Origin of the sequence: Arthrobacter sp. (assembly GCF_031179985.1) — a bacterium.
Classification (GTDB): Bacteria; Actinomycetota; Actinomycetes; order Actinomycetales; family Micrococcaceae; genus Arthrobacter.
This window is the reverse complement of record NZ_JAPSHJ010000007.1, coordinates 67,812-81,254: the sequence shown is the minus strand read 5'-3', so window position 1 is coordinate 81,254 and position 13,443 is coordinate 67,812. Positions and strand designations below refer to the sequence as shown.

Annotated in this window: 12 protein-coding genes; 5 read left to right on the top strand and 7 right to left on the bottom strand. The window is 62.9% G+C overall.

Annotation, left to right across the window (positions count from 1 at the left end):
• The first annotated feature begins 31 nt into the window (after positions 1–31).
• The 3 genes from RIN13_RS05280 to mptB all read left to right on the top strand — a co-directional run bounded on the left by RIN13_RS05280 (position 32) and on the right by mptB (position 3,455).
• Positions 32–1,330 carry a DUF6596 domain-containing protein gene (locus tag RIN13_RS05280; protein ID WP_309106291.1) on the top strand — a complete coding sequence of 433 codons (1,299 nt, stop codon included), beginning with the start codon at positions 32–34 and terminating at the stop codon, positions 1,328–1,330.
• A 121-nt stretch (positions 1,331–1,451) separates the two neighbouring features.
• Complete coding sequence (locus RIN13_RS05275; RefSeq protein ID WP_309106290.1) at positions 1,452–1,682, top strand: hypothetical protein; 231 nt, start codon at positions 1,452–1,454, stop codon at positions 1,680–1,682.
• 174 nt (positions 1,683–1,856) lie between these two features.
• Positions 1,857–3,455, top strand: coding sequence for a polyprenol phosphomannose-dependent alpha 1,6 mannosyltransferase MptB (gene mptB / locus RIN13_RS05270; protein ID WP_309106289.1), 1,599 nt, complete (start codon positions 1,857–1,859; stop codon positions 3,453–3,455).
• On the opposite strand, the gene RIN13_RS05265 is transcribed toward mptB, so the two are convergent.
• From RIN13_RS05265 to RIN13_RS05255, 3 genes are all read right to left on the bottom strand, one after another.
• Positions 3,452–4,774 (bottom strand): glycosyltransferase 87 family protein, encoded by a 1,323-nt coding sequence (locus RIN13_RS05265; RefSeq protein WP_309106288.1) that lies wholly within the window; start codon positions 4,772–4,774, stop codon positions 3,452–3,454. The genes mptB and RIN13_RS05265 overlap by 4 nt on opposite strands.
• Positions 4,755–6,005, bottom strand: a complete 1,251-nt coding sequence (locus RIN13_RS05260) for a glycosyltransferase family 87 protein (RefSeq protein ID WP_309106349.1) — start codon at positions 6,003–6,005, stop codon at positions 4,755–4,757. Before RIN13_RS05260 ends, RIN13_RS05265 begins: the two co-directional genes overlap by 20 nt.
• 118 nt (positions 6,006–6,123) lie before the next feature.
• Positions 6,124–7,677, bottom strand: a complete 1,554-nt coding sequence (locus RIN13_RS05255) for a SulP family inorganic anion transporter (protein ID WP_309106287.1) — start codon at positions 7,675–7,677, stop codon at positions 6,124–6,126.
• A 277-nt stretch (positions 7,678–7,954) separates the two neighbouring features.
• Here RIN13_RS05255 and RIN13_RS05250 point away from each other — a divergent pair, with 277 nt between their 5' ends.
• Together RIN13_RS05250 and RIN13_RS05245 are read left to right on the top strand one after the other, a co-directional pair.
• A complete protein-coding gene (locus RIN13_RS05250) occupies positions 7,955–8,506 on the top strand; it encodes a dihydrofolate reductase family protein (RefSeq protein ID WP_309106286.1) in 552 nt (183 codons plus the stop codon).
• A 243-nt stretch (positions 8,507–8,749) separates the two neighbouring features.
• On the top strand, positions 8,750–9,373 hold the full coding sequence (locus RIN13_RS05245) for a LysE family transporter (protein ID WP_309106285.1): 624 nt from the start codon (positions 8,750–8,752) through the stop codon (positions 9,371–9,373).
• Here the strand turns inward: RIN13_RS05245 and menE are convergent.
• The 4 genes from menE to RIN13_RS05225 form a co-directional block, all read right to left on the bottom strand.
• Entirely contained in the window at positions 9,363–10,925 is a 1,563-nt protein-coding gene (gene menE, locus RIN13_RS05240; RefSeq protein WP_309106284.1) for an o-succinylbenzoate--CoA ligase, read from the bottom strand. The genes RIN13_RS05245 and menE overlap by 11 nt on opposite strands.
• 52 nt (positions 10,926–10,977) lie before the next feature.
• Positions 10,978–11,433, bottom strand: coding sequence for a MaoC family dehydratase (locus RIN13_RS05235; RefSeq protein ID WP_309106283.1), 456 nt, complete (start codon positions 11,431–11,433; stop codon positions 10,978–10,980).
• Between the two features lie 90 nt (positions 11,434–11,523).
• Complete coding sequence (locus tag RIN13_RS05230; RefSeq protein ID WP_309106282.1) at positions 11,524–12,429, bottom strand: amidohydrolase family protein; 906 nt, start codon at positions 12,427–12,429, stop codon at positions 11,524–11,526.
• 1 nt (position 12,430) lies between these two features.
• Positions 12,431–13,381: an SDR family NAD(P)-dependent oxidoreductase gene (locus RIN13_RS05225; protein ID WP_309106281.1), complete on the bottom strand. Its 951-nt coding sequence runs from the start codon at positions 13,379–13,381 to the stop codon at positions 12,431–12,433.
• Positions 13,382–13,443: the final 62 nt, after the last annotated feature.

Sequence of the window (13,443 nt, the reverse complement as noted above, 5' to 3'; positions counted from 1 at the left end):
CAGTAAGGCGGGGAACGCCGAGGCCGCATACATGGAACCGGGAAGCCGTCCGCTGGAGGACCTGCTGCGCACGCTCGCGCCGCAGGTCCTCGGCCTGCTCATCCGCCGCTATAGCCAGTTTGATGCGTGCGAGGACGCTGTGCAGGAGGCGCTGCTGGAAGCTTCGCTCAGCTGGCCCCGGGACGGCATCCCGGATAATCCCCACGGGTGGCTGGTGACAGTAGCCAGCCGGCGCCTGGTGGATCAGTGGCGCAGCGAGAGCGCCCGCCGCCGCCGGGAAGAAACTTTTGCCCTGGAATCTTCTGCGTTGCATGCTTCCGGAGCAGTGTCCATGCGCGGGGAGCCTGCGTGGGAGCACCGGGAGTACGACGGCGGCGTGTCACCTGACGCCGATGACACACTGACGCTGCTGTACTTATGCTGCCACCCGGCGCTTTCACCGCCGTCCCAGCTGGCCCTGACCCTTCGTGCCGTCGGTGGCCTGACCACTGCTGAAATCGCCAGCGCCTTCCTGGTTCCCGAGGCCACCATGGCGCAGCGGATCAGCCGGGCCAAGGGCAGCATTACCCGTGCCGGTGCCCGGTTTGAGCCGCCGGCACCTGACGAGATCATGGCGAGGACCGCCGTCGTCCAGCAGGTCCTTTATCTGATCTTCAATGAGGGTTATTCCGCGAGCTCAGGCCGTTCCCTGCAGCGCGCGGACCTCACGGGCGAGGCCATCCGGCTTGCGCGTCTGCTGCTGGACGTCATCCCGGCAACATCACCGGCGAGGGGCGAAAGCTCCGGCCTGCTGGCACTCATGCTGCTGACGGATGCCCGGAGGTCAGCCCGCACGCTGCCCGGCGGCGGCCTGGTGCCGCTCACTGAACAGGACCGCAGTCTTTGGGACACCGCCCAGATCCAGGAAGGGGTTGGGCTCTTGACCAGCACGTTGGGCAAAGCCTCGGTGGGTCCCTACCAGCTGCAGGCGGCCATCGCGGCCATCCACGACGAAGCACCAAAGGCCGAAGATACCGACTGGCCCCAGATCCTGGCGCTTTACGACGTGCTGGAGCGGATCGCGCCAAGCCCGGTGGTCACGCTGAACCGGGCCGTAGCAGTGGCCATGGTGAAGGGACCGCTCGCAGGTTTGGCGGTGCTGGGCACCGTCGAAGCAGATCCACAGCTCACGCGCAGCCATCGCCTTGATGCGGTGCGGGCACACCTTCTCGAACTGACCGGCGATGCCCCGGCGGCGCGTGAGGCGTATCTCCGCGCTGCAAGCTCGACGGCCAGCCTCCCCGAGCGCCGTTACCTCGCTGCGCGAGCGGCCCGGCTGGGCCAGGACTAGATTTCGACCCTGGATCCCGGCTAGCAGGGGGCCTTCACAGGCCTCGCTCAGCCCCGTCACGGTGCGTCCACAACCCACTGCTGCATGCTTATTACAGGCAGGCAAGGGATGGAGAGCTGAGATGGGAAGGATCGTCCGGGCAACAGCCGGGGTGCTGCTGGCCCTGAGCATCGGAACGGGACTGGCCATGCCCACCGCTTTTCCTGCCACCGCCAGCACAGGCCTCCACACCGGCGGCGGCGCACAGGCCAGCTCCCTCGTCAATCAGACTGGTTGCGACGACGACGGCGGCCCTGATACGGAAAGCGAACTGACGGAAGGTGGCCAAGACAGTCATTCTTCGGGGAGTTGAGCCCAGCGCGCCGAGTCAGAGACCGAACGCGGACAACGGAGCGTAACGGACGGCGTCGGGCTGTCAAATGACAGTGGCAGGCGGAGGCTCGGTGCTAACATGGAGCTGCGCTTGGGGGTCGTCTGAACCGCCTTCGCTGTCGGTTCAGCCTAGCCCACCCGAGAGTTCCCCATCATGATGTCCGCCAATTCGTCCAAGGGCACCGGAGGTCAGGTGGAGCACCAAGTAGAGGAGAGTCAGCCCTCCCGCTCCGGCACAGGGGAGATCGCCGTCGATACTCCTCCCCGCGCCTACTGGGCCATCCTCCAGGGTCTGGTGGGCTCCCTCATGATGTTCGTCGGATCCATCGGCACAGGATGGATCGCGAACGGTTCCCCGATGATCCGCCACCCACTGGTTATTGCCCTCCGCACGGAAGGCTGGGGAGTCACCACCGCTACCCTGCTGCTCACCCTCGGAGCCATGATGCTGATGCGCTCGTGGCTGCGCCTCGGACAGCGGCTGGGGAATTGGGGTCCGGGATCGCTGAGGTCAGTGGCCTGGGCTATCGCGGTCTGGTCAGCGCCCATGCTCTTTGCCGTGCCCATCTATTCCCGGGACGTGTACGCCTACACCGGGCAAGGGCGGCTGGTCCTGGAAAACCTCAACCCCTACAACACCGGCATCTCTGCCCTCAGCAACTGGTTCGCCCTCGGTGCTGACCCGGCCTGGGCCGAGGCAAGGACGCCCTACGGCCCCTACTTCCTCTGGCTGGAGGGCCTGGTAGTGCACATCACGGGGGCACAGCCTGACTTCTCTGTTTTCCTGTTCCGCCTGATTGCCGTTGCCGGTGTGGTCCTATGTATGGTTTACATCCCCAAACTCGCGCAGCTTCACGGCATCAACGGCGGCAGGGCCTTGTGGATAGCCGTGGCCAACCCGCTCTTCCTGATCAGTTTCGTGGCCAGCGCCCATAACGACGCCCTCATGGTGGGACTGGCCGTTGCAGGGACTTACTTCGCGGCCACGAATCGCGGTCTCTGGGGAGTCCTCCTGGTCACTGCCTCCATTGGCATCAAGCCCATTTCCATTGTTCTCCTGCCCTTTATCGGCCTGCTGTGGGCTGGCCAGGCCGCGGGCTGGGGAAGGAAGTTCTGGTACTGGTTCCTGACAGCCGCCATCAGTTTCGGCGTGCTGGCAGTCAGCGGCGTCCCGTTCGGGCTGGGTATGGGCTGGGTTTCGGCCATCACGGATCCGACGCCGGGTTACACCGGTTATTCGCCGTCCGGCTTCCTCGGCCAGCAGGTGGAGGGCCTGGCCAATGCGTTGGGGCTCGACGGCGGAATGCTCGCCTCGGGATTGCGGTCGCTGCTCAAATACGCCGGGGTGGGCCTGGTGGTCCTGCTGATGTTCAGGGGAGACCACTCCAGGCTCATTCGGAGGATGGCTCTGGGCTTCGCCGCGATCGTGGTGCTTTCGCCGATCATCCAGCCCTGGTACGTCCTCTGGTTCATCCCCCTGCTCGCCGTAACGGGCATCCGGGACGACTGGCAGATCTGGACCGTCTACGTCATCATCACGTTCTTTGTGGTGTTTGGAGCCCAGGACCAGCTCTCAGTGTGGGGATTCGTCGAGTTGGACTATCAGGCCTCCACCCTGGCCTTCTTCGTCGCCTTGGCCTTCGTCCTGTACCTGCTGTTCATAGACAAGAAAACGCGCAAGCTGCTGGTAACGCCGGCGGCCAAGGCAGCGCTGCTGTCCCGCCAGCGCCGCCCCGAGGACATTCCAAGCTAGTCCTGCGAGCGTCCCGCAGCGGCAGCTTCGACTGGCCGCCCCTTGCGGGCCGCCAACTCCAGCGTGCGTTGTACGGACCAGTACAGGAGAACCACCAGGAGCACGTTCCGCGCCGTGAGGACCAGTGCAATCAGCGGGTGGCCGTGGATCAGCGGTGTGTAGAACAAGGGATAAATCACGAAGGTGAGCGCTGCTATGGACATCAGCAGGGCGCCGGGCACCTTCCAGCGGTTCCAATCATGGGTGAGGCCCGCCACCACCACCGGAGCGAGCCAGATGATGAACTGCGGTGAACCCACCTTGTTGAAGACGATGAACGCTGCTGTCATCATGAGCGCGCCTTCGAGGAACAGCTCTTCGCGCTCTGCTCCCCTGTGCAGGGCCCACATCAGCAGGACAGCACCGGCGGCCACGGCGACCAGGAACAGAGGCTGCATCAGAACGGCTGCAATGGAAACCCCGGGGCCATACACTTCCGAGGAGTTGATGGCCACGTTGTCCGCAATTTTTGCGTCGCCGATGTTCAGGACGCTCAGCCAGAGCCAGGGAGTGGAAAATGTGGCCTCGAGCTGCATCCCCCGCTCGCCTTGGTTGGTGAGGAAATCAAACAGGTGGCTGATGCCGCCGGCCCAGTACGTACCCACCACTACGGCTGCGCTCACGGCAATACCGGCGGCGATGATTTTGACGCGATCCCTGCTGGCAATCAGGATCGGCAGGAGGACAGCCGCCGGAGAGACCTTGATCCACGTGGCTATGCTGAGCAGAACGGCGGCAACCGCGGGCCTGCGGGCCGCGAAGAGCAAAGCAATCAGGACGATGGGCGCCGTGATTCCCTCCACACGGGCGAAGCTGAGGTATCCCATGAACACGGTAAAGCCCAGCCACCACCAGGCGGGAGCAATTCCCTCAGGCCGTCTACCGCCACGGATCAGATAAGCCAGGGCCACCGCGTTGAGGGCCGTGATCATTAGCGTCCACACCAGCAGGTAGTGGTCCGGCCCGGCGATGTTGGAGAAGTAAATGGGCAGCTGCGCCAGTGCCGGGTACACCCAGGGGCTGATGGACGCCTCACCGTTTCCGGGGTTGGCTCCGTTCACGGCCCATTCCCGGTACTGCAGGGTGTCGCTGAACATTTCGCCCTTGAGGATGAAGGACATCATCCAGCCCAGGAAGTAGAGATGGACAACCGCGAAGCCCCACCAGACGGAGGAAGGCCTGCTCAGCCACTTCACCGTAGCCGGTGTCAGGACCTTCCCACGAAGGCGCGTCAGTCCCTGGCCAACCTTTTGCAGCATGTCAGCGGGTCTCGGCTTCATCGGCAACTTCACCCTCCGGCGCATGCTTGCTCAGACGGTAGAGACGTCGCACGGACCAGCAGAAGAGCACCACCAAAAGCACGTTCCGGATGGTCAGAACCAACGCCATCAGGGGGTTGTTGTGGCTCAATGCATCGTAGAAAAGCGGGTAGATAAAGTACGTGGTCACAGCGATGGCGATCAGAATGGCCGCCGGCACCCGCCACTGCTTCCAATGGCTTGCCAGTCCCACTGCAACAGCAGGAGCCAGCCAAACCATGAACTGGGGTGATCCCACCTTGTTGAAAACCACAAAGGCGGTGGTCATGGTGAGCGTTCCGACCAGCAGGAGCTCGCTGCGGTCCGACAAGCCCACGCGGTTGCCGGCGTGCAGCGCCCGGAAGATCAGCACCCCGACCAGTACGGCAGCCAAGGCAAGCAACGGCTGCATCAGGAAGGACATGATCTCGGTACCGGGACCATCCACCTGCATGGAGTTGATCTCGGTGTTCATGTACATCCGCGAGCTGCCCGTGTTCAGTACGCTCAGCCACAGCCAGGGGGTGGTGAAAGTAGCCTCCAGCTGCATGCCCCGATCCCCCTGCGCGGTCAGGAAATTCAGGAGCTTCGGCGCTACCCCCAGCACTGCGGCGCCGCCCACGGCGATAGCGGTCACCAGCACTCCGGCCGCCAGCACGTGCAGCCGGCGCCTGGCGACGGTGAGCAGAGTCAGGACAACGGCAGCAGGCCATACCTTGATCCAGGTGGCGATGCTGAGGAGCAGCGAGGCCGCGAAGGGGCGGGACACCCCGAAGAGAAGTGCACTCAGAACCAGTGGGGCCGTTAAACCATCCACGCGGGCGAAGCCGAGGAAGCCCATGAGGAAGATGAAGCCGAGCCACCACCAGGCGGCGGGGAGGGCGGCGGTGTTCTTGCCCCATTTGGTCAGGTGCCCAACCGCGAGCGCGTTGAGCGCGCTGATCATCAGCACCCAGATGAGCAGGAACGGTCCGGGCCCGGCCATGCCGGCAATAGCGATGGGGAGCAGGGCCAGAATCGGGTACACCCACGGGCTGGGCAGCCCGGCCAGGTTCTCTTCGCGGAACCCTCCGGCGGCCCAGTCGCGGTAGATGTTGGTGTCGCTGAAGGCCTGGCCCTGAAGGACGAACGTCAACATGTACGCCAGGAAGAAAAGGTGGACAACAACATAGCCCCACAGCAGGCCTGAGGGCGTGTTCAGGCGCCGCTCCAGCTTTTCCGGGATCAGGGCTTTTCTGCAGCGTGTCAGGGCACTGAAGAACCGTTCGGTCCTGGCAGAACCGTGCGGACCCTTCGCGGGCTGCGTATCCGGGGCGGTCACCGGCCCTCGATTAGTTTCCGGCACCGAGTTTTCCTTTGAGTCGTTCCCGCATGAGGGTACTGGCGTCGTTGAGGCCGATGATCTTCACGTCCTTGCCGTGCTTGTGGTACTTGTCGGTGATGGCGTCCAGGGTGGCGATGGTAGAGGCATCCCAGAGGTGTGAGGCGTGCATATCGATAATCACGCGTTCCGGATCCAGGGCGTATTCGAACTGGGTATAGAGGTCGTTCGAGGAAGCGAAGAAGAGCTCGCCGTCCACAACGTAGCTCGCCGTCTCCTGCCCGTTGATGGTGGTGACAGTCCGCTCGACGGTGACGAAGTGGGCCACTCGGCGGGCAAACAGCACCATGGCCACCAGGACTCCGACGCCGACGCCAATAGCCAGGTTGTGGGTGGCGACGACGACGATCACAGTGGCGACCATGACCAGGGTTTCGCTCCGGGGCATCATCTTCAGCGTCCGGGGGTGGATGCTGTGCCAGTCGAAGGTGGCCCAGGAAACAAAGATCATTACTGCTACGAGTGCGGCCATCGGGATCACGGCTACGACGTCACCGAGGGCGACCACCAGGATGAGCAGGAAGACACCGGCCAGGAAGGTCGAGATCCTGGTCCGCGCGCCCGAAGCCTTGACGTTGATCATGGTCTGGCCGATCATCGCGCAGCCGCCCATTCCCCCGAAGAAGCCGGTAACAATGTTGGCGACTCCCTGCCCCCACGCCTCGCGGCTCTTGTTTGAGCGGGTGTCCGTGACGTCATCGACGAGCTTGGCCGTCATGAGCGATTCCAGCAGTCCGACAAAAGCCATGGCGAGGGCGAAGGGGAAGATGATCTGCAGGGTCTCGAGGCCGAAGGGCACATTAGGGATGAACAGCGACGGCAGGGATTCCGGCAACGCACCCTTGTCCCCGACGGTGGGCACATCCGCTGAAGCCACTACCGCAATGAGCGTCAGGACCACAATGGCAACAAGCGGGGCCGGCACCGCCCTGGTCAGTTTCGGCAGCCCGAAGACAATCACGAGGCCAAGGGCAACGAGGGGGTAGACCAGCCACGGGACGCCCAGCAGATCCGGTACCTGTGACATGAAGATCAGGATGGCCAGGGAGTTGACGAATCCCACCATCACGGACCGGGGAATGAAGCGCATGAGTTTTGCCACCCCGGACAGCCCCAGGACGATCTGGAAGATCCCTGCAAGGATGACGGCTGCAATCAGGTAATCGACGCCGTGGGACTTGACCAGGGGCGCGATCACCAGGGCGACGGCGCCGGTGGCTGCAGAGATCATTGCGGGGCGTCCGCCTACCAAGGCAATGGTGACCGCCATGGTGAAGGATGCGAACAGACCCAGCCTGGGATCAACGCCTGCAATGATTGAAAACGCAATCGCTTCCGGAATCAGGGCCAGGGCCACCACCAACCCGCCCAAAACTTCCGTTTTGAGCCTGCGTGCGGAGCGCAAGGTCCCCCGGACAGACTGAAGCTGTTCGGGAGTGGGGGCGGTGACGGCTACGTTCGGGACTATGGGAGCCGGGACTGGGGGGTCGGTCCTAACAGCCATGACTGGCTCCATCCGTGGTCTTGAAGAAGCGCTGGAGCGCCTTCGTGGTTGTTGAAGAATCGAGCGGTGCGGCACAGCACCGGGGCACGGGAAGAGGGGCAGTATGCCTTCCGGAATCCGCCCATGCCTTATAAAGGCTAACCCAGCGCCCGGGGAGGGCTACAATCCAGCCCCCGTCATAAGGACCGATATTTGCTTCCCCGAATGGTTCCCCCTGCGTGGAAGCCTCTATAGGGTGCAAGAACAAGCCACTACGAGTCCCCAGGGGAGAACCTCAATGCGCAAATTGTCAGCCGGCCTTTTTTACTCCCTCGACGGCGTCGCTCAGTCCCCGAACCTGTGGCAGTTCGACAGCTTTGATGATGAGCTCGGGGCAGGACTGGACAGCATGATGCAGAGCGTGGACGCAGGCATTCTGGGCAGGGTGAGCTATGAGGAATGGGCGGGCTATTGGCCCAACGCGAGCCAGGATCAGGATTTCGCCGGCTTCATCAATACCCTCCCGAAGTTCGTGGCTTCCAGGACCCTCCCGGAAAAGCTGGAGTGGGAGAATTCTCGGCTCATCCAGGGCCCGCTGGAGGACTTTGTCCAACAGCTCAAAGACACCGAAGGCGGGGACGTCAATGTGTTCGGCAGTATTTCAGTGGTCCGCCAACTGCTTTTCGCCGGCTTGCTCGATTCGCTGACGCTGATGATCCACCCCGTGATTGCAGCATCGGGCAAGCACCTCTTTGAAGAGGGCGACCCCGTCACGAGGCTGGAGCTTCAGGATTCGCAGCGGACCAGCAAAGGCAACATGATCCTGAGCTACGGCCTCCGTTCCAGCTGACTGGAGCGGGGGCAACACGAAACCGATACTCCAAGCGGAAGGAACCTATTCATGTCATTTCAGGCCTACCTGGACACCATCGAAGAAAAAACCGCATCAAGAACGGACCGATGATCAGCGAAAAACACGTCGGGTCTGATGGCGTCCATCGGGACGAGTCGACGGAACTGTGGCTGGACGGCAAGAACAACCGCCCCAAGTAGGCCAGTCCGCCCACCGCGAGGTGGCCCGTAAACTTTACTGATGCAACCTTCCCTGTGGCTCGCCCTCGCGGGCACCGGAGTCCTCATCAGCCTGACGCCCGGTGCGGGCGCGATCAACACGATGAGCAACTCGCTGAACTCCGGCTTCCGGCGTGCCATCTGGGGAATCCTGGGCCAGCAGGCGGCGCTGATCATTCAAATCCTGCTTGTGGCCTTGGGCGTGGGGGTGCTGGTGTCCGGGTCCCCCGTGTTATTCAACGTCATCCGCTATGCGGGCGCCGCCTACCTCGTCTACCTGGGAATCCGGCAGTTTATGCACAAGCCGGACCTTGACCAGACCGTCGTTGAGTCCCTCCGGAACGAGTCCGCTGCCTCCATGTTCCGGCGCGGCTTGTGGGTCAACATGCTTAATCCGAAGGCGATCGTCTTCTTCCTGGCATTTATGCCGCAGTTCATCCGACCTGAACAGCCCCTGGTTCCGCAGTACCTGGTCCTGGCCGTAACCATAGTGCTGATAGACGTCGTGGTGATGTGGTTCTTCTTCGCCGCGGCCGCCGCATGGTTCCAGCGCTTCACTCAAAACGCCCGCGGACAGACCATCCTGAACCGGGTTTTCGGTGTGCTGTTCGTTGCAGTTGGTGTGATGCTGGCACTCATCCACTGAAGGATGAACGCAGCGCGGCCTTGCGGATCTTCCCGCTCGCCGTCCTCGGCAGATCGTCCACGAAGATCACTGATTTCGGGATCTTATAGCGGGCCAGCCTGCCTTCAAGGTGCTCCCTGAGCTCGTCCTCGCTGAGATGCGCGTCCTCGCGCAGCACCACCACCGCCCTGGGCACCTCGCCCCACTTGTGATCCGGGATGCCGATCACTGCCACGCTGGACACTGCAACAAGCTCGAGGATGGCCTGTTCCACCTCCGCCGGGTAGATGTTCTCTCCGCCGGAAATGATCATGTCCTTGAGCCTGTCGGAGATGAAAAGGAATCCGTCCGCGTCCTTGTAGCCCATGTCGCCGGACCTGAACCAGTCGCCGTCGGCAAAGCATTCGGCAGCTGCCTCCGGCCTGTTCCAGTACCCGGGGATGACGTTGGGCCCTTTGATCTGGATCTCCCCCACCTCACCTGCAGGGACCACGCCTCCCATGAGGTCAGCGATCCGGATGTCCGTGAAGAAATGCGGCAGACCCGAAGAACCGGCCTTCTCGCGGGAGCGGTCGGCGGGAAGGGTGGTGGCTCCGGGCGCTGTTTCAGTCATGCCGTAACCGTTGGAAAACCGCAGGCCGCGCGCCTCATAAGCCTCGAGCACCCGCATGGGCACTGCAGACCCGCCGCAGGTGAGCTTGTTCAGCGAGCTGATGTCCGCCGTGGGCCAGTGCGGGTGCTCGCAGAGCAACTGGTAGGTGGTGGGAACGCCGCTGATGGTGGTGGCGCGGTGCCGCTCGATGAGTTCCAGGGTCCGCCCGGGATCGAACTTGGACTCCAGTACTACGGTGCCGCCCTTCAGGATGGTGGGCAGAACACCCATATCCAGCGAGGCCACGTGGAACATCGGCGAGATCATGAGCGCAATGTCAGCCGAGGAGAAGTCAAAATCCACGATCACGTTGAAGCAGTTCCAGGTGATGTTTCCGTGCGTGAGCACAGCACCCTTGGGTTGACCGGTGGTGCCCGAGGTGTACAGGATCATGGCTGCGTCATCCAGCCCCACCGGTTCGTCCAGCGGATCGGCGGCAGAGGAGGCCAGAACCTCCTCAAAATCCTCAAGCGGAACGGCGCCGGTTGCGCTTTGTGAGTCTGTCCGGCTGTCGCCGTCTACCAAATCGTCGACGACGACGAGCCTCCCAACGCCGGTCCCCATAGCTCCGCGGGTGGCCAGTTCGCTGAGGCTCTGCGAATGGATCAAGACTGTGACCGCACAGTCCTGCAGCTGGAAATGGATTTCCGGTGGCGCCAGCCGGGTGTTGAGCGGCACGAAGACCGCCCCCAGAGTCCCGCAGGCAAAGAGTGTTTCAAGGAACGCCGGGTGGTTCTCGCCCAGGTAGGCCACCCGGTCACCCTTGACCACGCCGCGGTCTTTGAGCGCGTGGGCGAGGCGGAGGGTGCGGTCCGCCAGCTGGTCGTAGCTGACGTGCCGGTCTCCGGCCACCAGCACAGTCTTACTGCCCGACTTCGGGCGGCGACGCTGCAGCCAGGAGCCGATGCCAAAATTTTCCATCGTGAATCCTCTCTTATCCCAAGTTAGTCCTGCTGCTGTTCCCCAGGCAGCTCTACTTGTAGAAGCGGGCCAGAAATTCTGCCACCACGGCGGGGCGCTCCTGGCCTTCAATCTGGATGGTATTGGCCACCTTGATCTGGGCGCCGCCCTTCACCTCGATGATTTCGGCGATGGTGGCCTGCATGCGGATGCGTGAGCCCACCATCACAGGTGAGGTGAAGCGGACCTTGTCGAGCCCGTAATTCACTTTCGTGGCCACACCTTCGACGTCGAAGAGCTCGCCCCAGAACGGGATGATGAGCGAGAGGGTGAGGAAGCCGTGGGCGATGGGCGCACCGAACGGCCCGTCCTTGGCTCTCTCCGGGTCCACGTGAATCCACTGGTCGTCGCCCGTCGCCTCCGCGAACCTGTTGATCTGTTCCTGGGTGATATCCCGGTATTCGGTGACGCCGAGATCGGTGCCGGCGAGAGTGAGCAGTTTGTCGAAGTCGACGACGAGATTGGGCATTGTTGCCTCCAGAAGTAGCGGTTTCTAGTGAGTAAGGACGACGGCGGTGCGGCAGTTTGGGGTTTTGCGCACCTGGGTGAATGAGTTGAATCAGGCGGCGAGCCCGAGGAGCCGCACGGCGTTCTCCTTGAGGATCTTTGGCCGCACCTCGTCCTTCAGCGGCAGATCGGCGAAGGCGCCGAGCCACTTCTGCGGGGTGATGAGAGGGAAGTCAGTGCCGAACAGCACCTTGTCCTGAAGCATCGAATTGGCGGCCTTCACCAGGGATTCCGGAAAATACTTCGGGGACCAGCCGGAAAGGTCAATGAACACATTGGCCTTATGGGTGGCGATCGAGTTCGCCTCGTCCTGCCACGGCACCGAGGGGTGGGCCATGATGATCTGCAGCTCCGGGAAGTCAGCGGCAACAGCGTCGAGCAGCAGTGGATTGGAGTAGGCCAGCTTGATTCCATAGCCCCCAGGGAGTCCAGCGCCCATGCCGTTCTGCCCTGTATGGAAAATGGCCGGCAGCCCCAGTTCCTGCAGCGTCTCCCACAGCGGGTAGAACTGTTCATCGGACGGATCGAAGCCCTGCAGGCTGGGGTGGAATTTGAAACCGCGTGCGCCAAGGTCCACCGCCTGATGCCTGGCACCTCGAATCGCTTCCGTGCCGGTGCGCGGGTCCACGCTCCCGAAGGGAATCAGGACGTCGTTGTTCCGCGCGGCACCGGCGATGAGCTCAGGAATGGAGTTGGGCTCATGTCTGAGCTGCGTCCGGGCGTCCACGGTGAACACGACGGCGGCCATGTTCAGCTCGCGGTACACCTCGGCAATCCGGTCTATCGAAGGCGTCCGGTCCTCGGCCTTGAAGTATTTTGCTGAGGCCTTGGTTAGCGCTGCGGGTAGGGAACCATGCCCGTGCCCGTCCACCTCGAGGTGGACGTGCATGTCGATCGCAGCGAGCTTCGAGGCATCAACGCCCAGCTCGTACGGCTGGACAGTGGGGGATGCGGGCATGTCAGCGTGCCTGCACCGGTACTGGTTCCTGCTGGGCAGGCTTAAGCTCCTCCGGCAGCGGGAGGAACTCCTCGCCCACGCTCTGCAGCTTGCCTCCGAACAGCGGGGTGAAGTTTTCCACGAGCTCCTGGTAACTCCAGCCGCCGTCGCAGTAGTGGGTGACGGCTGCCTCCGGGTGGGTCCACAACTGCAGGCGGTCACCGCCGGCGCCGATCACCTGGCCGGTGATGCCGGAAGCGGCGTCGGAAGCGAGGAAGGCAATCAGCCCGGAGACGTCGTCGGCCGTTCCGAAACCGAGCTCCTGCCGGAAGAAGTCGGGCATCGCTTCGCCGCGCTCGTCGGCCTCGACAGCCTTCTGGAAGTAAGGAATAGTCTTGGTCATGGCGGTGGCCGCCACCGGGACTACGGTGTTGGCAGTGACGCCTGCCTTCTTCATTTCCAGTGCCCAGGTGCGGACCATCCCCACGATTCCGGCTTTGGCGGCGGCGTAGTTGGTCTGGCCGAAGTTTCCGCGCTGGCCGGTGGGTGAGCCGATGGTGATGATCCTGCCGGCCACCCCGTTTTCCTTGAAGTAGGCGAATGCTTCACGTGCACAGGTAAAGGTGCCGCGCAGGTGGACGTTGATCACCAGGTCAAAATCCTCGTCGGTCATCTTCAACAGGCTCTTGTCCCGCAGGATGCCGGCGTTGGTCACCAGGATGTCCAGGCGTCCGAATTCGGTAACTGCAGTGTTTACGAGCAGTTTTGCGGCTTCCTTGCTGCCTACGGGAGCAACCGCTGTTACAGCCCTGCCGCCGTCGGACCGGATCAATGCCACAGCCTCTTCCGCTGCGGAGACGTCAACGTCGTTGACGACGACGGCGGCGCCCTGGCGTGAAAGCTCCCTCGCGTAAGCCAGCCCCAGGCCTCTGGCGCCGCCGGTGACGATTGCTACTTTGCCTGACAGGCTCATGGCTGCTCCTTTGCTGCTGGCATGTGATGCCGCGGACGTATGCACCCGGCCACACGGCACGT

Excerpts from the sequence above, each read along its gene's own strand:
- RIN13_RS05280 (WP_309106291.1), top strand. The coding sequence starts at position 32 with ATGGAACCGGGAAGCCGTCCGCTGGAGGACCTGCTGCGCACGCTCGCG.
- RIN13_RS05275 (WP_309106290.1), top strand. The coding sequence starts at position 1,452 with ATGGGAAGGATCGTCCGGGCAACAGCCGGGGTGCTGCTGGCCCTGAGC.
- mptB (WP_309106289.1), top strand. The coding sequence starts at position 1,857 with ATGATGTCCGCCAATTCGTCCAAGGGCACCGGAGGTCAGGTGGAGCAC.
- RIN13_RS05265 (WP_309106288.1), bottom strand. The coding sequence starts at position 4,774 with ATGAAGCCGAGACCCGCTGACATGCTGCAAAAGGTTGGCCAGGGACTG.
- RIN13_RS05255 (WP_309106287.1), bottom strand. The coding sequence starts at position 7,677 with ATGGCTGTTAGGACCGACCCCCCAGTCCCGGCTCCCATAGTCCCGAAC.
- RIN13_RS05250 (WP_309106286.1), top strand. The coding sequence starts at position 7,955 with ATGCGCAAATTGTCAGCCGGCCTTTTTTACTCCCTCGACGGCGTCGCT.
- RIN13_RS05245 (WP_309106285.1), top strand. The coding sequence starts at position 8,750 with ATGCAACCTTCCCTGTGGCTCGCCCTCGCGGGCACCGGAGTCCTCATC.
- menE (WP_309106284.1), bottom strand. The coding sequence starts at position 10,925 with ATGGAAAATTTTGGCATCGGCTCCTGGCTGCAGCGTCGCCGCCCGAAG.
- RIN13_RS05235 (WP_309106283.1), bottom strand. The coding sequence starts at position 11,433 with ATGCCCAATCTCGTCGTCGACTTCGACAAACTGCTCACTCTCGCCGGC.
- RIN13_RS05230 (WP_309106282.1), bottom strand. The coding sequence starts at position 12,429 with ATGCCCGCATCCCCCACTGTCCAGCCGTACGAGCTGGGCGTTGATGCC.
- RIN13_RS05225 (WP_309106281.1), bottom strand. The coding sequence starts at position 13,381 with ATGAGCCTGTCAGGCAAAGTAGCAATCGTCACCGGCGGCGCCAGAGGC.